The 19,476-nt window shown below is 74.4% G+C and carries 19 protein-coding genes; all 19 read right to left on the reverse strand.

Going from position 1 to position 19,476, the window contains the following annotated elements:
• Positions 1-30: 30 nt before the first annotated feature.
• The 19 genes from lgt to dop all read right to left on the reverse strand — a co-directional run bounded on the left by lgt (position 31) and on the right by dop (position 19,389).
• The gene (gene lgt, locus ACZ402_RS11380; protein WP_336723233.1) at positions 31-1,044 is read right to left on the reverse strand and encodes a prolipoprotein diacylglyceryl transferase; all 1,014 of its coding nucleotides are present in this window, start codon (positions 1,042-1,044) and stop codon (positions 31-33) included.
• Positions 1,041-1,955 carry a tryptophan synthase subunit alpha gene (gene trpA / locus ACZ402_RS11385; RefSeq protein ID WP_375823779.1) on the reverse strand — a complete coding sequence of 305 codons (915 nt, stop codon included), beginning with the start codon at positions 1,953-1,955 and terminating at the stop codon, positions 1,041-1,043. The genes lgt and trpA overlap by 4 nt, the downstream gene beginning before the upstream one ends.
• Positions 1,952-3,220 carry a tryptophan synthase subunit beta gene (gene trpB / locus ACZ402_RS11390; RefSeq protein WP_353709193.1) on the reverse strand — a complete coding sequence of 423 codons (1,269 nt, stop codon included), beginning with the start codon at positions 3,218-3,220 and terminating at the stop codon, positions 1,952-1,954. Before trpB ends, trpA begins: the two co-directional genes overlap by 4 nt.
• Positions 3,221-3,347: 127 nt before the next feature.
• A complete protein-coding gene (gene trpC / locus ACZ402_RS11395; RefSeq protein ID WP_375823780.1) occupies positions 3,348-4,160 on the reverse strand; it encodes an indole-3-glycerol phosphate synthase TrpC in 813 nt (270 codons plus the stop codon).
• 176 nt (positions 4,161-4,336) lie between these two features.
• Positions 4,337-4,768, reverse strand: coding sequence for a DUF2752 domain-containing protein (locus ACZ402_RS11400; protein WP_375823781.1), 432 nt, complete (start codon positions 4,766-4,768; stop codon positions 4,337-4,339).
• An 11-nt stretch (positions 4,769-4,779) separates the two neighbouring features.
• A complete protein-coding gene (locus tag ACZ402_RS11405; protein WP_375823782.1) occupies positions 4,780-5,283 on the reverse strand; it encodes a DUF4190 domain-containing protein in 504 nt (167 codons plus the stop codon).
• Positions 5,280-5,546 (reverse strand): HGxxPAAW family protein, encoded by a 267-nt coding sequence (locus ACZ402_RS11410; protein ID WP_375823784.1) that lies wholly within the window; start codon positions 5,544-5,546, stop codon positions 5,280-5,282. Before ACZ402_RS11410 ends, ACZ402_RS11405 begins: the two co-directional genes overlap by 4 nt.
• Before the next feature lie 108 nt (positions 5,547-5,654).
• Positions 5,655-6,311 (reverse strand): Trp biosynthesis-associated membrane protein, encoded by a 657-nt coding sequence (locus tag ACZ402_RS11415; protein WP_375823785.1) that lies wholly within the window; start codon positions 6,309-6,311, stop codon positions 5,655-5,657.
• Positions 6,308-7,885 carry an anthranilate synthase component I gene (locus ACZ402_RS11420; protein ID WP_375823786.1) on the reverse strand — a complete coding sequence of 526 codons (1,578 nt, stop codon included), beginning with the start codon at positions 7,883-7,885 and terminating at the stop codon, positions 6,308-6,310. Before ACZ402_RS11420 ends, ACZ402_RS11415 begins: the two co-directional genes overlap by 4 nt.
• Positions 7,882-8,337 carry a phosphoribosyl-AMP cyclohydrolase gene (gene hisI / locus ACZ402_RS11425; protein WP_375823788.1) on the reverse strand — a complete coding sequence of 152 codons (456 nt, stop codon included), beginning with the start codon at positions 8,335-8,337 and terminating at the stop codon, positions 7,882-7,884. The genes ACZ402_RS11420 and hisI overlap by 4 nt, the downstream gene beginning before the upstream one ends.
• Before the next feature lie 129 nt (positions 8,338-8,466).
• Complete coding sequence (locus ACZ402_RS11430) at positions 8,467-10,347, reverse strand: ABC transporter ATP-binding protein (RefSeq protein ID WP_375823789.1); 1,881 nt, start codon at positions 10,345-10,347, stop codon at positions 8,467-8,469.
• Complete coding sequence (locus ACZ402_RS11435) at positions 10,344-12,242, reverse strand: ABC transporter ATP-binding protein (protein ID WP_375823818.1); 1,899 nt, start codon at positions 12,240-12,242, stop codon at positions 10,344-10,346. Before ACZ402_RS11435 ends, ACZ402_RS11430 begins: the two co-directional genes overlap by 4 nt.
• A 290-nt stretch (positions 12,243-12,532) precedes the next feature.
• On the reverse strand, positions 12,533-13,303 hold the full coding sequence (hisF, locus tag ACZ402_RS11440; RefSeq protein ID WP_375823791.1) for an imidazole glycerol phosphate synthase subunit HisF: 771 nt from the start codon (positions 13,301-13,303) through the stop codon (positions 12,533-12,535).
• Positions 13,300-14,301, reverse strand: coding sequence for an FKBP-type peptidyl-prolyl cis-trans isomerase (locus ACZ402_RS11445; RefSeq protein WP_375823793.1), 1,002 nt, complete (start codon positions 14,299-14,301; stop codon positions 13,300-13,302). The genes hisF and ACZ402_RS11445 overlap by 4 nt, the downstream gene beginning before the upstream one ends.
• Positions 14,302-14,347: 46 nt before the next feature.
• Positions 14,348-15,709 carry a Pup--protein ligase gene (gene pafA / locus ACZ402_RS11450; RefSeq protein WP_375823794.1) on the reverse strand — a complete coding sequence of 454 codons (1,362 nt, stop codon included), beginning with the start codon at positions 15,707-15,709 and terminating at the stop codon, positions 14,348-14,350.
• Positions 15,710-15,715: 6 nt separating this feature from the next.
• Positions 15,716-16,447 carry a proteasome subunit alpha gene (gene prcA / locus ACZ402_RS11455; RefSeq protein ID WP_375823795.1) on the reverse strand — a complete coding sequence of 244 codons (732 nt, stop codon included), beginning with the start codon at positions 16,445-16,447 and terminating at the stop codon, positions 15,716-15,718.
• On the reverse strand, positions 16,444-17,379 hold the full coding sequence (gene prcB / locus ACZ402_RS11460; protein WP_375823796.1) for a proteasome subunit beta: 936 nt from the start codon (positions 17,377-17,379) through the stop codon (positions 16,444-16,446). The genes prcA and prcB overlap by 4 nt, the downstream gene beginning before the upstream one ends.
• 19 nt (positions 17,380-17,398) lie before the next feature.
• The gene (locus ACZ402_RS11465) at positions 17,399-17,599 is read right to left on the reverse strand and encodes a ubiquitin-like protein Pup (protein WP_047232853.1); all 201 of its coding nucleotides are present in this window, start codon (positions 17,597-17,599) and stop codon (positions 17,399-17,401) included.
• Positions 17,600-17,751: 152 nt separating this feature from the next.
• Entirely contained in the window at positions 17,752-19,389 is a 1,638-nt protein-coding gene (dop, locus tag ACZ402_RS11470) for a depupylase/deamidase Dop (RefSeq protein ID WP_375823819.1), read from the reverse strand.
• Positions 19,390-19,476: the final 87 nt, after the last annotated feature.

Genomic DNA, 19,476 nt, shown 5'->3' on the forward strand with positions numbered 1-19,476 from the left:
CCGGCGGATTCGCCTATGAATGACGGATGCTCAGCGACCGGGGTCTGGTCGCGCGGCATCTGCCTGCTCGGACTCCTCCGAGTCGTCGGAGTCCTCGGTCGTCGAGGTGTCCGTGTCGTCGGTCGACTCCTCGACCGGCTCCTCGGACCCCGTGGTGGACGCCTCGTCCGGAGCGTCGAGGGACACCGTCTCCTCGCGCCCGGGGTGGCGACGCCCGACAACGATAAACGCAATCAACGCACCGACGCCGACCAGGATCGAGGTCCAGACGTTCAGCCGGAGGCCGAGGACGAGCTCGGCCTCGTCGATGCGCAGCATCTCGATCCACACCCGACCGAGCGTGTAGACGAAGACGTAGAGCCAGAATACCCGACCATGACCCAGCCGGAACCGACGGTCCAGGTAGATCAGGAGCAGGGCAGCACCGATGTTCCAGACCATCTCGTAGAGGAACGTCGGGTGGAACAAGGTGCCCGGCGGATAGCCGGCTGCGGCGGCCACGGAGTCGTCGACGCGCAGCCCCCAGGGCAGCGTCGTGGGAGCGCCGAAGAGCTCCTGGTTGAACCAGTTGCCGAGGCGGCCGACCGCCTGCGCGAGCAGCAGCCCGGGCGCGAGGGCGTCGGCGAACGCGGGGAAGCTCACGCGCTGGCGACGGCACCCGATGTACGCGCCGACCGCGCCGAGCGCGACCGCGCCCCAGATGCCGAGGCCGCCCTCCCACACGTAGAGCGCGCGGACGGGGTCGCCGTTCGGGCCCCAGTACGGGTCCGGCGTCGAGAACACGTGGTACAGACGTCCGCCGACGATCCCGAACGGGACCGCCCAGAAGGCGATCTCCAGGACGTCGTCCGCCTCTCCCCCACGCTGCACCCAGCGGCGCCGGGTGAGCCACAGGGCCACTGCGATGCCCGCGAGGATCGCGAGCGCGTACGCCCGGATCGGGAACGGCCCGACGTACCACGTGTGCTGCGGAGGGCTCGGGATCGCGGCGGGCAGGGCGCCCGCGGCCTCCACGAGCTGCCCGACGGCGAGCGCGGCGCTCATGCGACCACCGCTCCGGACGTCGTCGAGCCGGCCGGGGCGTCGTCGCCGGCCCCGCCGCGACCCGAGCGGACGCCCGCGGCGAGGTCCGCCGCGACGACCTTCAGGGCGGCGATCCGCTCGTCCCACGGCGCGTCGCCCAGGAGGGGGCGGACGAACGCGGAGCCGACGATGACGCCGTCGGCGTAGCGGCCGACCTCCGCCGCCTGCTCGCCCGTGGACACGCCGAGCCCGACGCACACGAGGTCGGCGCCGGCGGCGCGCGTGTCCGCGACGAGCCGCGCGGCCTGCGGCCCGACGGCCGCCCGCACGCCCGTGACGCCCATCGTCGAGGCGGCGTAGACGAACCCGCGCGACGCGCGCGCGGTGAGCCGCAGCCGCTCGGCCGTCGAGCTCGGCGCGACCAGGAAGACGCGGTCCAGCCCGTGCGCCTCCGACGCGTCCAGCCAGGCGCGGCCCTCGTCGGGGATGAGGTCGGGCGTGATGAGCCCGGCTCCCCCGGCGGCGGCGAGGTCGCGCGCGAACGCGTCGACGCCGTACCGCAGGACCGGGTTCCAGTACGTCATGACGAGCACCGGGACCCGGCCGCCGGTGCGTTCCGTGACGGCGGCGACGACGCGGAACACGTCGGCGACGCGCACGCCGGCGTCGAGCGCGGTCTGCGCGGCGGCCTGGATCACCGGACCGTCCATCACGGGGTCGGTGTACGGGATGCCGAGCTCCAGCACGTCCACGCCCGACTCGACGAGCGCGAGCGCCGCCTCGATCGAGCGGTCCACGGTCGGGAAGCCGACGGGCAGGTAGGCGACGAGCGCCGCCCGGCCCTCCGCGCGGAGCTCGAGCAGGCGGCGCGCGGTGCCCGTCGCGCCTGCGGTCGTCGCCCCGACGGCGTCCTTGGTCTGTGCCGCGCTCACAGCTGTCCCTCCGTGCCCGTCGCCGTCTCGGCGATCGCGTCGTCGTCCACGAGGTCGAACCACCGGGCGGCGGTCGCGACGTCCTTGTCCCCGCGCCCCGAGAGGTTCACCAGGATCACGTGGTCCGTGCGGCCCGCGGCGGCGGCCGCGCGGCCGACCCGCAGCGCGCCGGCGAGCGCGTGCGCCGACTCGATCGCGGGGATGATGCCCTCCGTGCGGCACAGCAGCCGGAACGCCTCCATGGCCTCGGAGTCGGTCACGGGCTCGTAGGTCGCCCGCCCGAGGTCGTGGAGCCACGAGTGCGCCGGGCCGACGCTCGGGTAGTCCAGCCCCGCGGAGACGGAGTGGCTGGGCAGGGTCTGGCCGTCGTCGTCCTGCAGCAGGTAGGAGCGAGCGCCGTGCAGGACGCCCGGGGCGCCCCCGCTGAAGCGGGCCGCGTGCCGGCCGGTCTCCACGCCCTCGCCGCCGGCCTCGAAGCCGTAGAGCTCGACGCCCTCGTCGTCGAGGAACGCGTTGAACAGGCCGAGCGCGTTGGACCCGCCGCCGACGCACGCCGCGAGGGCGTCCGGCAGCCGCCCGATGCGGTCGAGGATCTGCGTGCGCGCCTCCTCGCCGATCACGCGGTGGAACTCCCGCACCATCTCGGGGAACGGGTGCGGGCCGGTCACCGTGCCCAGGAGGTAGTGGGTCGTGTCGACGTTCGCGACCCAGTCGCGCAGCGCCTCGTTGATCGCGTCCTTGAGCGTGCGCTGCCCGATCGTCACGGGCACGACCTCCGCGCCGAGCAGGCGCATGCGGGCCACGTTGAGCGCCTGGCGCCGCGTGTCCTCCTCGCCCATGTACACGACGCACTCGAGGTCGAGCAGGGCCGCGGCGGTCGCGGTGGCGACGCCGTGCTGGCCCGCCCCGGTCTCGGCGATCACGCGCGTCTTGCCCATGCGCTTGACCAGCAGCGCCTGGCCGAGCACGTTGTTGATCTTGTGCGAGCCGGTGTGGTTGAGGTCCTCGCGCTTGAGGAAGACGCGCGAGCCGCCCGCGTGCTGCGCGAAGCGCGGCACCTCCGTGAGCGGGCTCGGACGCCCGGTGTACTCGCGCTGGAGCCGCGCGAGCTCGTTCACGAACGCCGGGTCGTCGAGCGCCTTGCGGTACTCGGTCTCCAGCTCGTCCAGCGCGGCGATGAGCGCCTCGGGGACGAAGCGTCCGCCGAACTCGCCGAAGTAGGGACCCTCCTGGGTCGCGAGGGAGCGCGTCAGGTCGGCGCGCACGGAGTGCTCGGCGCTCCGGGAGGTGGTCGAAGGTGTCGAGTCGGGCACGGGGCCGGTCCTCCTGCGTGGTGGGGTGTGCTGGGCCGGGGCGCGGCGCCTGCGGCGTGACGGACGGTGCCGTCGTGCCTCAGGGCCGCACGGACCACAGCGACGGGTGCGACCCGGCCGCGACGAGGTCCGCGACGGACGAGCGCGGGGCGTCGTCGGTCACGAGCGCCTCGCCGACGAGCACCGCGTGCGCACCGGAACGGGCGTAGTCCATGACGTCGTGCGGCCCGCGCACGCCGGACTCGGCGACGCGGACGACCTCGTCCGGGATGGCGGGGGCAAGGCGCGCGAACGTCGTGCGGTCCACGTCGAGGGTCTTGAGGTCGCGCGAGTTCACGCCCACGACGCGCGCACCGGCGTCGAGCGCCTGCGAGACCTCGTCCAGCGTGTGCACCTCGACGAGCGCGGTCATGCCGAGCGAGTGGACGCGCTCGACGAGCGATGTGAGGACCGTCTGCTCGAGCGCGGCGACGATGAGGAGGACGATGTCGGCGCCGTGCGCCCGCGCCTCCCACACCTGGTACGGCGTCACGACGAAGTCCTTGCGGAGCACCGGGACGTCGACCCGGGCGCGCACCGCGTCGAGGTCGGCGAGGCTCCCGTTGAAGCGGCGCTGCTCGGTGAGCACGGAGATCGCGGCCGCGCCGCCCTTCTCGTACTCCCCCGCGAGCTCGGCCGGGTCGGAGATCGCCGCGAGCGCACCCTTGCTGGGGCTCGAGCGCTTCACCTCGGCGATGACCGCGACGGCGTCGTCCGCCTTGAGGCGGCTCACGACCTCGAGCGCCCCGGGGACACGGGCGGCACGTTCCTTCAGCTCGTCGAGCGAGGTCGCCGCCTGACGTACCGCGAGGTCCTCGCGCACGCCCGCGACGATGTCGTCCAGAACCGTCATCGTCCCACCACTCCCCGTGTCGTCTCGCCCCCCGGCCGGGCCGGTCGGCCATCGTGCACCCACAGGTTCGGGCCGACCCGTTGACAGGGAGGTACCTGCCATCGTAGAGCCGCCCCCGAGTGACGATGACCACGGCTCAGCCCCCGAGACGACCGTCGCGGCGCTGCCCGACCGTCTCAACCCGCTACCGGGCCGAGCCACGGGACGAGCGCGGGCACGTTCCGCAGGACGCCGAAGAGCACGAGGACGCCGAGGGAGGCCCACGCCAGCCAGACGGGGAGACGCAGCGCCGGGCGCCCCCGCCAGGCCCGGACGAGCCACGTGACCCACAGCGCGGCGAGCAGCGGCGCGACGACGACCCACAGGGGGTTCATGGACCAGGCCGCGGCGAGGTCGAGGTGCACGAGGTCGTGGGTGGCGCGCAGGCCGCCGCACCCGGGGCACGCGAGGCCGGTCAGCGCGAGCAGGGGGCACGTGACGTAGTGCCCCGGACGGTTGGGGTCGACGGCGCCCACGTAGGCCGCCGCGGCCACCACGAGCGCGCCGACGGCGAGGGGTGCCTGCGCCGCGCGCGGGACCCGTCGACGTCGGACGGCCTCGGACGTCACGTGCGCACCCGTCAGTACTGGTCCGGGATCGTGCCGACCCAGGCGAGGATGCCCGGGACGAAGATCAGCAGGAAGAGCACGCCGAGCACCGACAGGCCGATCGCGACCCAGCCGAGGATGATCCCCGCCGTCGCCATGCCGTCGTTGTCCGCCTGGCCCTCCGCCACCGCCCGCTTCGCGGCGTTGCCGACGATCACCGCCGGGATGCCCGTGAAGAATCCGCAGCTCAGGACGAACGAGGCGATCCCCAGCACCAGCGACCAGATCGCCAGGTTGTTCTTGGGGTAGTACGGCGGCGCCCCGTAGGCGCCCGCCGGGTACTGCTGTCCGGGGTACTGCTGCTGCCCCGGGTACTGCGGTTGCGCCGGGTACGGCGGCTGTGCCCCGTACGGGGCTCCCGCGGGGTCGCCCGTCGGGTGCTGCGGGCCGCCGGGCGCCGACGAGCCGTACGGCGCCTGCGACCCGTCCTGCGGGCCTGCGGGGTCGTACGGGCCGGGACCCGGCGGCTGCGTCATCGCGACTGCTTCTGGCCGTAGCCCATGTTGCGGAGCACGAGGCCGCCGACGAGCGCCACCGCCACGACGCCCATGCCGACCCAGAAGAGCCAGACGCCGGACACCTGGGCCATGCCCGGGAGGAGGACACCGATCGCGGCCACGAGCGCGCCGACCATGATGCCGATCATGGTGAACCACGCGGCGACGGTGTGGCCGTGGTTCGTGGGCGGCGCCGCCGTCGGCAGGTAGGCGATCTCGGTGGTCTTCTGGTTCTCGGCCATGAGGGTCGTGCCTTTCGTCAAGATGTGGTCAGAGCCTATCGGACCGGGCCGGTGCCCGTCCCCCGCGCGGTCGCGGGCCGCGAGGGCAAGGACGGGCGTCCGCGCTGCTCAGCGGTCCGTGGGGTCCTCGCCGCGGGACAGCGCGTCCCACGCGTCGTGGTCGGAGAGGTCGTCGGGCGCGGAGGGCTCCGCGGTCCTCGCCGCGGCGTCCGGACGGTCCTCGGGACCCGTCGCGGACGGCGCCGGAGCGCTCGGGGGCACCGGGGGCGCCGCGCGCTCGTGCCGGGTCGAGGCGCCCGCCCACGACCGCGAGCCGAGCGCGACCCACACCACCGCGAGCACCGTGAGGACGCCGAGGGCCGCGGCGAGCCAAGGCGCGACGGTCAGCTCGACGGGCGCGGTGAGCTCCGTGACGCCCGTCGCGTCCGCGACGGCCGACCGGGCGCTCGGCCCCGGGTCGAGCGCGACGCCGAGCGCGGAGACGGTCGCGACGACACCGCTCGCCGCGGCGACCGCGAGCACGACCCACCGGCCGACGCGGCCGACGAGCCCGAGCGCGAGCGCGGCGGCGACGAGCACGAGCGCCGACGCGCTCACCCCCGGCGCCGCCGACGTCCCGGCGACGGCGACCTCGACCTCCGGGTCGAGCGCCGTCGCGCCGGTCGTGCTCAGCCACGTCGGTACCGCCGTCGCGAGGGTCGCGCCGCCGAGCAGGAGCAGGACCCAGATCGCGGTACGCCGGCTCGGCCCGGCCGGCCGGCTCATGCCAGCCCCCGCAGCCGCGCGGCGACCTGGACGGCCCGGACCGCGGCCGCTGCCTTGTTGCGCGACTCCGCGTACTCCAGCGCCGGCACCGAGTCCGCGACGATGCCGCCGCCGGCCTGGACGCTCGCCCGGCCGTCGCGGATGAGCGCGGTCCGGATCGCGATGGCCATGTCCATGTTCCCGTCGAAGTCGAAGTACCCCGCGGTCCCACCGTAGATCCCGCGCGACGCCGGCTCGAGCTCGTCGATGAGGGCGATCGCCCGCGGCTTGGGCGCGCCGGAGAGCGTCCCGGCCGGGAACGTCGCCCGGAAGGCGTCCAGCGCGGTCGCGCCGTCGCGCAGCGTCCCGACGACCGTCGAGCACAGGTGCATGATGTGGCTGAACCGCTTGGTCGCCATGAACTCCACGACCTCGACGGACGTCGGCTCGCACACCTTCACGAGGTCGTTGCGCGACAGGTCCACGAGCATGATGTGCTCGGCGAGCTCCTTCGGGTCCTGCAGGAGCTCCTCGCCCAGTGCCACGTCCTCCTCGGGCGTGGCGCCGCGGGGACGGGAACCGGCGATCGGGAACGTCGTGACGCGCCCGTCGTCGACCTTCACGAGGGTCTCCGGGCTGGACCCGACGACCGCGAAGTCCCGCCCGTCCGCGTCCGTGAGCTGGAAGTAGTACATGTACGGGCTCGGGTTGATCGTCCGCAGCGCGCGGTACACGTCGAGCGGGTCCGCAGGGCAGTCGAGGTCCAGGCGTTGGGACAGCACCACCTGGAACACCTCGCCCTCGCGGATCGCGTCCTTGCCCGCGACGACGGCCGCCTCGAACTCGTCGCGCGTCGAGCGGAACTCGAGCTCGGGCTCGGCGACGTCCGGAGCGAGGACGGACGCGACGTGCGCGCCCCCGGCGACGAGCCGGTCCTGCATCGCGTCCAGCCGTGCGACGGCGTCCGCGTACGCCTCGTCGACGCGCTCGTCCGTGTCGTCGAAGTTGATCGCGTTGGCGACGAGCCACACGCTGCCCTCCGCGTGGTCGACGACCGCGAGGTCCGTCGCGAGGCACAGCGTCAGCTCGGGCACGCCCAGCTCGTCCGGTGCGTCCGCGGGCAGGGTCGGCTCCCAGTGCCGGATCACGTCCCAGCCGATCGCGCCCGCGAGGCCGCCCGTGAGCGGCGGGAGGCCTTCGACGGCCGGCGTGCGCAGCACGTCGAGCGTCGCCTCCAGCACGTCCACGACGTCCCCCTCGAGCGGGACGCCCGCCGGCACGTCGCCGGACCAGACCGCGCGGCCGCCGCGCGCCGTGAGCGTCGCGCGGGACGCGACGCCGACGAACGAGTACCGCGCCCAGCGGCCGTCCGACTCGGCGGACTCCAGGACGAACGTGCCCGGCCGCCCCTGCGCGAGCGTGCGGTACAGGCCGACGGGCGTCACGTCGTCGGCGAGCAGGCGCCGGACGACCGGGACCACGCGTCGCGACGTGGCCAGCGCGCGGAAGCCGTCGAGCACGGGCCACGTCTCGCCCCACGCGGGACCGCCCGCGGGGACGGTGGTGGTCTCGGCCGGGTCGACGGTCGCGCTCACTGGTTCTCCTCCTCAGGATCGGGGTCGGGCGTGGTCGAGGGGTCGACGGCGCCGGGCGGCAGGTCGCCGACGACGGCGCCCAGGTCTCCCCCGGCCTCGAAGCACGTGCGCGTGCCGGTGTGGCACGCGGCCCCGACCTGGTGGACGCGCACGAGCAGCGCGTCGCCGTCGCAGTCGAGGGCGACCGAGCGCACGACCTGCACGTGGCCCGACGTGTCGCCCTTGCGCCAGTACTCCTGCCGGGACCGGCTCCAGAACGTCACGCGCCCGGTCGTCAGCGTCCGGCGCAGCGCCTCGTCGTCCATCCAGCCGAGCATGAGCACGTCGCCCGAGTCGTGCTGCTGGACGATCGCGGCGACCAGCCCGGCGTCGTCGCGCTTGAGCCGCGCGGCGATCTCGGGGTCGAGCGAGAGGTCGGTCGTGGGCTGCGGGCCGGTCGTGGAGTCGGGCACCCGAGAATCCTGCCAGACGCCGCGCCCTCCCCGGTCCGCCGTCTCGCCTCGCCCACGGTCGGGCCGGGGCGTGGTCTCGTCCCCCGACCCGCGGCCGCCCCGGAGCGCCCCGTCCCGGCGACGGGCGGCTCAGCGGGTCTGCGAGACCCAGGCGTCGTGCATGCGGGCGTAGACGCCGCCTGCGCGGGCGAGGTCGTCGTGGTGGCCGACCTCGACGACGTGGCCCGCGTCCACCACGACGACGAGGTCCGCGGCCTCGGCGGTTGAGAGTCGGTGCGCGATGGTCAGCGTCGAGCGGCCCGCGGTGAGCGAAGCGAGGGCGCGGGCGATGCGGACCTCGGTCCCGGGGTCGACGGCGGACGTCGCCTCGTCGAGGACGAGCAGGTCGGCCTCGGCGAGGTAGGCCCGCACCAGCGCGACGAGCTGCCGCTCCCCGGCCGAGAGCGACTCGCCGCGCTGGCCGACCGGGGAGTCGAGCCCGTCGGGCAGGTCCGCGACCCAGTCGGTGAGCCCGAGCCGTTCTACGGCGGCCTCGATCCGGGCACGGCGCGCGGCGTCGGGCTCCTGCTCGGCGTCGCCCCGCAGCCCGTAGGCGACGTTGTCGGCGAGCGTGCCGTCGAAGAGGAAGCCCTCCTGCGGCACGAGCACGACGCGCTCGCGCAGGGACTCGACGGCGAGGTCGCGCAGGTCGGTGCCGTCGAGCAGCACGCGGCCCGCGGTCGGGTCCATGAGCCGGGTGACGAGCTTGGCGATCGTCGTCTTGCCGGACCCGGTGGCCCCGACGACGGCGACCGAGGCCCGGGCCGGGAGGTCGAGGTCGACGCCGTGCAGCACCTCGGGCCCGTCGGGGTAGGCGAACCGGACGCCCTCGAGCCGCACGTGCGCAGGTCCGCGGGGGCTGCGCTCGCCGTCGGCGCCCTTGTCGACGACCTCGACGGGCGTCTCCAGCACCGCGAGCACGCGGCGCCAGCCGGCGACGGCGTTCTGGAGCTCGTTGAGGATCTCGGTCGCCATCTGCACGGGGCCCGTGAAGAGCTGGACGAGGAAGAGGAAGGCGAGGAGCTGGCCGACCGAGATGTCGCCGGCCACCCCGAGGTACGAGCCGACCACCACGACGACGGCGAGCACGAGGTTCGCGACGAGCACCCCGCTCGAGAAGACGACGGCGACGAGCTTCTGCGCCCGGACCATCGCCCGCCGCGTCGCGTCGACGGCGGCGTCGATGCGGCGCGCGGTGCGCGCGCCCGCACCGTAGGCGCGGATCGTCTCCGCGCCCACGATCGACTCGGAGATGGCGCCGAGCATCCCGCCGACGCGCGCCCGGACCTGCGTGTAGGCGTCGTTGACCCGGGCCTGCGCGGGGCGCAGGACGAGGAACAGCGGGACGAAGCACGCCCAGACCACGAGCGTGAGCTGCCACGAGTAGACGGCCATGAGGACTGTCGCGACGCCGATCTGCAGCACCGAGACGAGCAGCATGATGCCGCCCCACTGCACGAAGAGCGAGATGGTGTCGACGTCGCTCGTGACGCGCGAGACGAGCGACCCGCGACGCTCGGTGTTCTGGGTGAGGACCGAGAGGTCGTGCACGTGCCGGAACGCCCCGACCCGCAGGCCGGCGAGCCCCGCCTCCGTCGACCGGAACAGCCGGACGTTGACGAAGGCCGAGCAGAGGCCCGCGAGGACGATGACGACCGCGGCGACGCCGACCAGCACGGCCACGCGCGTCGTGTCCGGACCGCCGTCGGCGAGCACGCCGGTGTCCACGGTCTGCTGGACCGTCACCGGCACGACGACGCGACCCAGCGCGGCGGCGACCGCGAGGCCGAGAGTGATCCAGATCCCGTCGAGGATCTGCGGCGAGACCTGGACGCCGCGGCGCAGGGTGGCGAGGACGCCGAGCGAGCTCGCCGCGGCGATGCGGGCCTCGGCCGCCCGGCCCGGCGTGCCTCCGGGCGCGGGGGCCGCGCTCCCGGTCGCGGAACGCTCCGTGGTGGTGGTCCGGCTCATTCCTCCAGCGCCCCCGTCTCGACGTGCCGCACGACGTCGTCCTCCTCGCTCTCCTCCCGACGCGCGAGGTCGTCGCCCCGGCTCGCGTCGTCCTTCTCGGCCGCCTCCAGCGCGGTCGCGTCGGTGGCGTCCGCGCGCTCCTGCTCGCGCCGCTCCGCCTCGCGGGCGTAGGCCGTCGCGAGCTCGCGGTAGCCCCGGTCGCGCGCGAGGAGCTCTTCGTGCGTCCCGACGTCGACCACGCGGCCGGACTCGACGTGCACGACGACGTCTGCGAGCGCGACGCTCGACATGCGGTAGGCCACCATGACGACGGTCGGGCGGTCGGCCCCCTCGCGGGCGAGGCCCGCGAGGATCTGCTGCTCGACGCGCGGGTCGACCGCGGACGTCGCGTCGTCCAGGACGAGCAGGCGCGGACGGCGCACGAGGGCGCGCGCGATGGCGAGCCGCTGGCGCTGGCCGCCGGACACGTTCGCCCCGCGCTCCCCCAGCGGCGCGTCGAGGCCCTCCGGCAGGCGCGCGACGACGTCGTCCACGCGCGCCAGGCGCAGCGCCTCCCAGACCTGGTCGTCGTCCGGGCCCGCGTCGCCGTCGTCGACGAGCGTGACGTTCGCCCGCACGGAGTCTTCGAAGACGAAAGCCTGCTGCGCCACGAGGGCGACCTGGGACGTCAGGTCGGCCTCGCGCACGTCGCGCACGTCCGTCTCGTCGAGCAGCACCCGACCGCGCGTCGGGTCCGAGAGCCGGGCGAGCAGCGACACGAGCGTCGTCTTGCCCGCACCCGTCGGGCCGACGACCGCGACCGTGGTCCCGGGGTCGACCTCGAGGTCGACCCCGTCGAGCAGGGTGATCGCCCGACCGCCCGCGCGGACGTCCACGCCGACGCCCTCGAGGCGGACGCCCAGCCCCGAGCCCCCGCCGGGGAGCCCGCCGGTCCCGGGGCGCAGCACGCCGCCCGCGTCGACGACGCGGCTGATGCGCTCGTACCCGACGAGGGCGCGCGGGAGCTCGCCCAGCACCCACCCGAACGCCCGGACGGGGACGGCCATGATCGTGAGGAGGTAGGCGGCGGTGACGATGTCACCCGCCGCGACGCCGCCCGAGGTGAGCCGGACGGTCCCGACGGCCAGGACGAGGAGCGTACCGAGCGACGGCAGCAGCTCGATGACCGGGTCGAAGAACGCCCGGACGACCCCGACGCGTACGTTCGCGGCGCGCAGCTCGTCGGTGCGCTCGGCGAAGCGCCGCTCCTCGCGGTCCGCGGTCCCGAGCGACGTGACGAGCAGCGCCGCCTCGAAGCTCTCGTGCGCGACGTCCGAGACCTCGGCCCGGAGCTGCTGCGCGCGCGTGATCGCGGGCGACATGTAGCGCTGGAAGACGATGTTCACGGCGATCGCGAGCGGGATGACGATCAGTGCCGCGCACGCGAGCCACACGTCCACGCGGAACAGCATCACGGCGGCGACGCCGATCATGACGACGACACCGAGCGCGAACGGGAGCGGGTTGAACACGCCCGTCGCCGCCTCGACGTCGGAGTTCGCGTTGGACAGGAGCTGCCCGGCGGGGTGCGAGCGGTGCCACGACATGGGCAGGCGCAGGTACTGGCGCGTCACCGCGGTGCGGTGCCACGCCTGGAGCGCGGCGTACCCGTTGCCCGCGAAGATGCGACGCGCGGCCACGCTCACCGCGAGGGAGACCGCGATGCCGGCGAGGACCAGGCCCGCGACCCAGATGCGGCCGCGCGCGGCCGCGTCGCCCGCGATCGCGGGGACGACGACCTCGTCGGTCGCGGTGCCGATCGCGCTGCTCACGGCGACGGTGAGCGCGCCGAAGAGCGCGGACGACCCGATCGCCAGGGCGTAGGTGCGCGGCTCGTCGCGGATGCCGCGGCCCATGAGGGCCAGCGACCGGCGCACCCGCGACCCGGTCAGGGCGTGGGGGCGCCGGACGGTCGGCTCGTCGGGGAGCAGGTCCCGGGGCGGGTCGGGCCGGTCCGTCGAGGCCGGCAGGTCGGTCGGGGCGGGCGGGGCGTCGGCGCCGGTGGGGCGCGTCCTGCTGCCGGGCACGGGACGGTCCTCGTCTTTCGTTCAGGGGTTGCACGATCTTCTCATGCGCCCCTGACGCGCCCCGACGGAATTCTGCCGACCGCGACGACGGAGCCGGCCCTCCGCCCCACGAGACGGCCTCAGCGCACCTCGACGCCCTGCGCGCGCATCGCGTCCTTGACCTGGGCGACCGTGAGGGCGCCGAAGTGGAAGACGCTCGCCGCGAGCACCGCGTCGGCCCCGGCGCGCGCCGCGGCCACGAAGTGCTCGGGCGTCCCCGCACCGCCGCTCGCGACGAGCGGGACCCGGACCTCGGAGCGCACCGCCCCGAGCATCTCGAGGTCGAAGCCCGCGGTCGTGCCGTCCGCGTCCATGGAGTTGAGCAGGATCTCGCCCGCCCCGAGCCCCGCGGCGCGGGCGGCCCACTCCACGGCGTCGATGCCCGTCCCCCGGCGCCCGCCGTGGGTCGTGACCTCGTACCCGGAGTCGGTGCGCACGTCGCCCGTCGTGCGGCGCGCGTCGACGGACAGGACCAGCACCTGGCTGCCGAAGCGGTCCGCGATCTCCGCGATGAGCTCCGGCCGGGCGATCGCCGCGGTGTTCACGCCGACCTTGTCCGCGCCCGCGCGCAGGAGACGGTCCACGTCCTCCGCCGAGCGCACGCCGCCGCCGACCGTGAGGGGCACGAAGACCTGCTCCGCAGTGCGCCGCACGACGTCGTACGTCGTCTCGCGGTTCCCCGACGACGCCGAGACGTCGAGGAACGTCAGCTCGTCGGCACCCTCGGCGTCGTACCGCGAGGCGAGCTCCACGGGGTCGCCCGCGTCGCGCAGGTTCTCGAAGTTCACGCCCTTGACGACGCGCCCCGCGTCGACGTCGAGGCACGGGATCACACGGATCGCGACGGTCATGAGGACTCTCCTTGGTCGGCCGGCGCGTCGCCGGTCGTGTCGGTACCGGCGCCGTCGGTGCCGCCCTCGGCGGCCTCCTCGGCGGTCACCGGGAACTGGGCGTCGAGGATGTCCACGACGTAGACGAGCGTCTCGCCCGCGAGCGGGTTGGCCGTCTCGCCGTAGGCGAGGTCCGGCGGAACGACGAGCAGCACCTGGCTCCCGACCGACTGCTCCAGGAGGCCCTGCTCCCACCCCTCGATGACCTCGCCGATCCCGATCATGATCGACAGGGGCGCGGTGCCGTCGGCCCAGGTCGTGTCGAAGACCTCGCCGTCGGACCAGCGCACGCCCGTGTACCGGACCGTGACGACCTGGCCGACCTCGACCTGGCGGCCGTCGCCGCGGATCAGCGGCTGCACGACGAGCCCGCCCGGCGCGGCCGTCTCGGGCGGGACGGCGACGTTCGGCGCGCCGTCCTCGGCGAGCGTGACGGTCGGCAGGCCCTCGACCGGCGCGACCGCCTCGCCCGACGCCCGGGTCGGGAGCACGTCCACGACCAGCGCGACGGGGACGCCGTCGTCCTCCTCGAGCCGCAGGAGGCGCGCGCCCACCCGCTGGCCGCGCAGGAGGTCGCGCAGGTCCCGCCCGATCGACTCGTCCGTCAGCGTGCGCCAGCGCGGGGCGTCGGTGTAGGTGTTCTGCAGCACCGTCCCGTCGCTCACGTCCTGCGCGTAGAGGTTGAGCAGGAGCGGGCCGCCGTCGACGAGCTCGGCCCCGGCGCCCGGCCACACCACCTCCGACGTCGCCTCCGGCACGTCGAGCGGGGCGCGGTACTGCAGCTCCGGGGGCGCACCCGAGGAACCGGCGACCGTGAGGTCGGTGTTCAGCGGCGTCGGCGTCGCGTCCTCGGGCTCCGTGCAGGCGGCGAGGACGACCGAGGCGACGAACGCCACGAGCAGCGCGAGCGCCGCCCGGGCGCCGGGCGCACGACGACGAGCGGACCGGGAGCCCGGCACGGGGCGCCCGGTCGGAGGAACCAGGTTCGTCACATCACGTCCCGCATCACATCGACTCGATGAGGCGCTCCACGCGCTCGTCGACGTTCCGGAACGGGTCCTTGCACAGGACCGTGCGCTGCGCCTGGTCGTTGAGCTTGAGGTGCACCCAGTCGACCGTGTAGTCCCGGCGTGCCTCCTGGGCGGCGCGCACGAAGTCGCCGCGCAGCTTGGCGCGCGTCGTCTGCGGCGGGACCGCCGTCGACTCGAACACCTCGAGGTCCGTCGTGACGCGCTCGACCATCCCGCGCGCGGCCAGGAGGTTGTACAGCCCCTCGGTGCGCGAGATGTCGTGGTACGCGAGGTCCAGGCGCGCGATCCGCGGGTCGTCGAGCTCGAGCCCGTGCTTGGCCTGGTACCGCTGGATCAGCCGGTACTTGATGACCCAGTCGAGCTCGCGGTCGACCAGCGAGAGGTCGCCGGTCTCGAGCGCGCGCAGGCCACGCTCCCACAGGTCGAGGACCTGCTTGACGACGGGCGTGGGCGCGACGTCCTGCTCGACGAACTCCTTGACCCGCTGCAGGTACTCGCCCTGCAGGTCGATCGCCGTGACGGTCCGTCCGCTCGCGAGCTGGACCGGCTGCTTGCCCGTCATGTCGTGGCTGATCTCGCGGATCGACCGGATCGGGTTCTCGAGCGCGAGGTCGCGCATGGGCACGCCCGCCTCGACCATGCGCAGGATGAGGTCGGTCGTGCCGACCTTGAGCATCGTCGTCGTCTCCGCCATGGACGAGTCGCCGACGATGACGTGCAGCCGCCGGTAGCTCTCGGCGTCGGCGTGCGGTTCGTCGCGCGTGTTGATGATCGGGCGCGACCGGGTCGTCGCGCTGGAGACCGCCTCCCAGATGTGGTCGGCGCGCTGCGACAGGCAGTAGACCGCGCCGCGCGGCGTCGTGAGGACCTTGCCCGCGCCCGTGAGCACCTGACGGGTGATGAGGAACGGGACGAGCACGTCGGACAGGCGCGAGAAGTCGCCCTGGCGCCGCACGAGGTAGTTCTCGTGGCAGCCGTAGGAGTTGCCCGCCGAGTCGGTGTTGTTCTTGAACAGGTGGATGCGGCCGGGCAGCCCCTCGTGCTCGAGGCGCTGCTGCGCGTCCGCGACCAGACCCTCCAGGATCCGCTCCCCGCCGCGGTCGTACGCGACGAGCTGGTGCACGTCGTCGCACTCCGCCGTCGCGTACTCGGGGTGCGAGCCGACGTCGAGGTACAGGCGCGACCCGTTGCGCAGGAACACGTTGGACGACCTGCCCCACGCGACCACCTTGCGGAACAGGTAGCGCGCCACCTCGTCCGCCGACAGCCCGCGGCCGTCGTCGGACGCGCACGTCACGCCGTACTCCGTCTCCAGCCCGAAGATCCTGCGGTCCATGCGGTCCTACCCCTCGTCCGTCGCGGGACCGGTGCCGGTCGCGTCGTCCGCGAGCAGGTCCTCGAGGGCCTGCCCGGACAGCCGCCGGAAGGCGCGCCGCGGGCGCGTGCGGTCCAGGACGGCCACCTCGAGCTGCGTGGCCGGGATGGTCCGCGCCTCCTCGCCGTCACCGCCCGACCCGAGCGCGCGCACCGCGAGGCGCAGGACCTCGGCCAGCGCCAGGCCCGGCTGCCACGCGTCCTGGAGCACGCGGCCGAGCTGGTCGGCCTGCCCGCCCATGACGACGACGCCCTGCTCGTCCGCGACCGACCCGTCGTAGGAGATCCGGTAGAGCTGGTCCTGCGCCGCGGTGCGCCCGACCTCCGCGACGACGAGCTCGACCTCGAGGGGCTTGGACTCCGTGGTGAACACCGTACCCAGGGTCTGGGCGTAGGCGTTCGCGAGCCCGCGGGCGTTGACGTCGGTGCGGTCGTACGAGTAGCCGCGCAGGTCCGCGTAGCGCACCCCCGCGACCCGCAGGTTCTCGAACTCGTTGTACTTGCCCACCGCCGCGAACGCGATGCGGTCGTAGATCTCCGAGATCTTGTGCAGCGCGCGCGACGGGTTCTCCGTGGCGAACGCGATCCCGTCCTCGTAGGCGAGGACCACGACGGACCGGCCGCGCGCGATGCCCTTGCGCGCGAAGTCCGCCCGGTCCTTCATGAGCTGCTCGGGCGAGACGTAGAAGGGCATGTTCACTCGGCGTCACCTCCCGACGCGGGGCCCTGCGACAGGTCGTGCGGCTGGTCGTGCGGGACCGCCTCGGCGTTCGTCACCGCGGGGCTGCGGCGCGGCACGCCCGTGCCGGACCGCTCGGCGACGATCTGCTCGACGACGGCCGCGAGCTCGTCGTCCGGGACGCGCTCGTAGCCGTCCCGGGTCACGACCGCGACGACGGGCCAGATCCGGCGCACCGGGTCGGGTCCACCGGTGGCGGAGTCGTCGTCCGCCGCGTCGTACAGGGCCTCGACCGCGACGCGCACGGACGCGTCCCGGTCGAGCTCGGTGCGCCAGAGCTTCTTGAGCGAGCTCCGCGCGAACACGGACCCGGAGCCCACCGAGTGGTAGGCGCGCTCCTCGTACCGGCCGCCGGTCACGTCGTAGGAGAAGATGCGGCCCGTGGCCCGGTCGAGGTCGAACCCGGCGAACAGCGGGACCACGGCGAGGCCCTGCATGGCGAGGCCGAGGTTCTGCCGGATCATCGTGGACAGGCGGTTCGCCTTGCCGTCCAGCGAGAGCAGGGCGCCCTCGATCTTCTCGTAGTGCTCGAGCTCGAGCTGGAACAGGCGCACGAGCTCGACCGCGATGCCCGCGGTCCCCGCGATCCCGACCGCCGAGAACTCGTCCGCCGGGAAGACCTTCTCGATCTCGCGGTTCGCGATCATCGAGCCCATCGTCGCGCGACGGTCGCCCGCCATGACGACGCCGCCCGCGACGCCCTCGGCGCCGAACGTGAGCGCCACGATCGTCGTCGCGTGGGGCGCGTCGGGTGCCGCGCCCGCGGACGCGTGCCCGGCGGCGCGGTGCGACGGCAGCAGGTCGGGGGCGTGCCCGGACAGGAAGTCCAGGAAGGACGACGACCCGGGGGTCGTGAACGCGTCGGGCAGGCGCCCTGGCTGGTCCGTGCTCATCGGGTTGCCGTCACCCTTCCTACTCGCCGCCCTTCTGGACGAAGCCCCGGACGAAGGACTCCGCGTTCGTCTCCAGCACCTCGTCGATCTCCTCGAGGAGCGCGTCGACCTCCGCGTCGCGCGACTGCGCCTGCGGCGCGACCGGGACCTCGGGGCCCTCGGGCTCGTCGTCGGGACGCCGGTCCTCGTGCGACGCGTGGGTGCGTTCGGTACCCGCCATGGCTGCCTCCTCGTCCGTCGGCCCGGTGCCGCGCCGACGCTCTGTCCGTTCCAACCCGGTCGGGGCTCGCGCCCTTCCCGGCCCTGCTCGCACGCGGCGCCCGTTCCGCGAGGGGCGGGGCGCCGTCGTACGTCCAGCCTAGTCGCCGCGGCTCACGACGGGCCCGCCAGACCCGCCAGGAGCGCCGCCGCGTCCGGGCTCGCGTCGAGCAGCGCGCCGATGTGCGCGCGCGTCCCCCGCAGCGGGTCCATCATCGGGACCCGCTGGAGCGACGGCGCGCCCTGGACGTCGAAGATCACGGAGTCCCAGCTCGCGGCGGAGACCTGGTCGCCGTAGCGCGCCATCACCTCGCCGCGGAAGAACGCGCGCGTGTCCTCCGGGGCGTGGTGCACGGCGGCGCCGACCTCGCGCTCGGTGACGACCCGGTCGACCGCGCCCGCCGCGAGGAGCCGGTGGTAGATGCCGCGCTCCGGGCGCACGTCCGACCACTGCAGGTCCATCGCCGCGAGCCGCGGGTGGCCCCACTCGAGACCGTCGCGCTCGCGCAGCCGGTCGAGGAGGCGCAGCTTGGCGACCCACTCGACGTCGCGCGCGCACGCGGCACGGTCCGTCCCGAGACGGTCGAGCACGGAGGCCCATCGGGCGAGCACGTCGCGCGTGGGCGCGTCGACGCCGTCAGCCCCGGCGAGCCGCTCCGACGCCTGCGCCGCCACCTCGAGGTACTCGCGCTGGACCTCCAGCGCGGTCAGCTCGCGCCCGTCGGCGAGGGTGAGCCGCCGCGTGAGGTCCAGGTCGCGGCTGACCCGCTGCACGTCGGCCACCGGGTCCGCCAGCCGCAGGCCCGAAAGCCGCGACCGCACCTGCGGCCCCAGCTCCTCGAGGTGCTCGACGACGAACAGCACGAGCGACGTCGTGCCCGTCTTGAGATAGGTCGCGGTCTCGAGCATGCTCGCGTCGCCGATGATGAGGTGCAGGCGGCGCCAGCGCTGCCGGTCGGCGTGCGGCTCGTCGCGCGTGTTGACGATCGGGCGGCGCAGCGTCGTCTCCAGCCCGACCTCCGCCTCGACGTAGTCCGCGCGCTGGGAGATCTGGAACCCGTGCTCCTCGCCCGCGGGGCCGAGGCCGACGCGCCCCGAGCCGGCGAACACCTGCCGGGTCACCAGGAACGGCGTGAGCATCTCCACGAGCACCCCGAACGGGACGTCGCGGTCCACGAGGAAGTTCTCGTGCGTGCCGTAGCTCGCGCCCTTGCCGTCGACGTTGTTCTTGTACAGCACGACGGACCCGCCGGGGACCTGGTCCAGCTCGCGCGACGCCGCGAGCATGACGCGCTCCCCCGCCACGTCCCAGCACACGACGTCGTGCGGCACCGTGACCTCGGGCGAGGAGTACTCCGGGTGCGCGTGGTCGACGTAGAGCCGGGCACCGTTCGTGAGGATGACGTTCGCAGCGCTCGGGTCGTCGTACTCCTCCGTCGTGGGCCGCGCGACCTCCTGCAGCGAGCCCGCGGGCACCTCTTCCCCGGCGGGCTCCGCCACCGGCCCGGAGGGGGCGGGCCGGGTCGGGTCGTCGGTGAGCAACGACGGGTGCGCCGACGCGCGCGGCACGTGGAACCCCCGCGCGTCCTGCAGCGGGTCCTCGTCGTCGTAGTCCCAGCGGGCCCGGCCGCGCGCGCCGTCGCTCCGCGCGGCGAGCGCCCGGTAGGTGGTGACGACCTGGCTCGACAGGAGCATCGGGTTCGCCATCGGCTTCCCCGGCTGCAGGACGCCGTACTCGGTCTCGATCCCCATGACCCGTCGAACGCTCACGCGCTCACCCTATGTCGGTCCTCCGACGGCGCGCGGTCCCTGTCCACCGACGACGGCCCCCTCCCACGC

It is taken from the genome of Cellulosimicrobium sp. NPDC030954 (assembly GCF_055571305.1).

Excerpts from the sequence above, each read along its gene's own strand:
- lgt (WP_336723233.1), bottom strand. The coding sequence starts at position 1,044 with ATGAGCGCCGCGCTCGCCGTCGGGCAGCTCGTGGAGGCCGCGGGCGCC.
- trpC (WP_375823780.1), bottom strand. The coding sequence starts at position 4,160 with ATGACGGTTCTGGACGACATCGTCGCGGGCGTGCGCGAGGACCTCGCG.
- ACZ402_RS11405 (WP_375823782.1), bottom strand. The coding sequence starts at position 5,283 with ATGACGCAGCCGCCGGGTCCCGGCCCGTACGACCCCGCAGGCCCGCAG.
- ACZ402_RS11410 (WP_375823784.1), bottom strand. The coding sequence starts at position 5,546 with ATGGCCGAGAACCAGAAGACCACCGAGATCGCCTACCTGCCGACGGCG.
- ACZ402_RS11415 (WP_375823785.1), bottom strand. The coding sequence starts at position 6,311 with ATGAGCCGGCCGGCCGGGCCGAGCCGGCGTACCGCGATCTGGGTCCTG.
- ACZ402_RS11430 (WP_375823789.1), bottom strand. The coding sequence starts at position 10,347 with ATGAGCCGGACCACCACCACGGAGCGTTCCGCGACCGGGAGCGCGGCC.
- ACZ402_RS11435 (WP_375823818.1), bottom strand. The coding sequence starts at position 12,242 with ATGGGCCGCGGCATCCGCGACGAGCCGCGCACCTACGCCCTGGCGATC.
- hisF (WP_375823791.1), bottom strand. The coding sequence starts at position 13,303 with ATGACCGTCGCGATCCGTGTGATCCCGTGCCTCGACGTCGACGCGGGG.
- pafA (WP_375823794.1), bottom strand. The coding sequence starts at position 15,709 with ATGGACCGCAGGATCTTCGGGCTGGAGACGGAGTACGGCGTGACGTGC.
- prcB (WP_375823796.1), bottom strand. The coding sequence starts at position 17,379 with ATGAGCACGGACCAGCCAGGGCGCCTGCCCGACGCGTTCACGACCCCC.
- ACZ402_RS11465 (WP_047232853.1), bottom strand. The coding sequence starts at position 17,599 with ATGGCGGGTACCGAACGCACCCACGCGTCGCACGAGGACCGGCGTCCC.
- dop (WP_375823819.1), bottom strand. The coding sequence starts at position 19,389 with ATGGGGATCGAGACCGAGTACGGCGTCCTGCAGCCGGGGAAGCCGATG.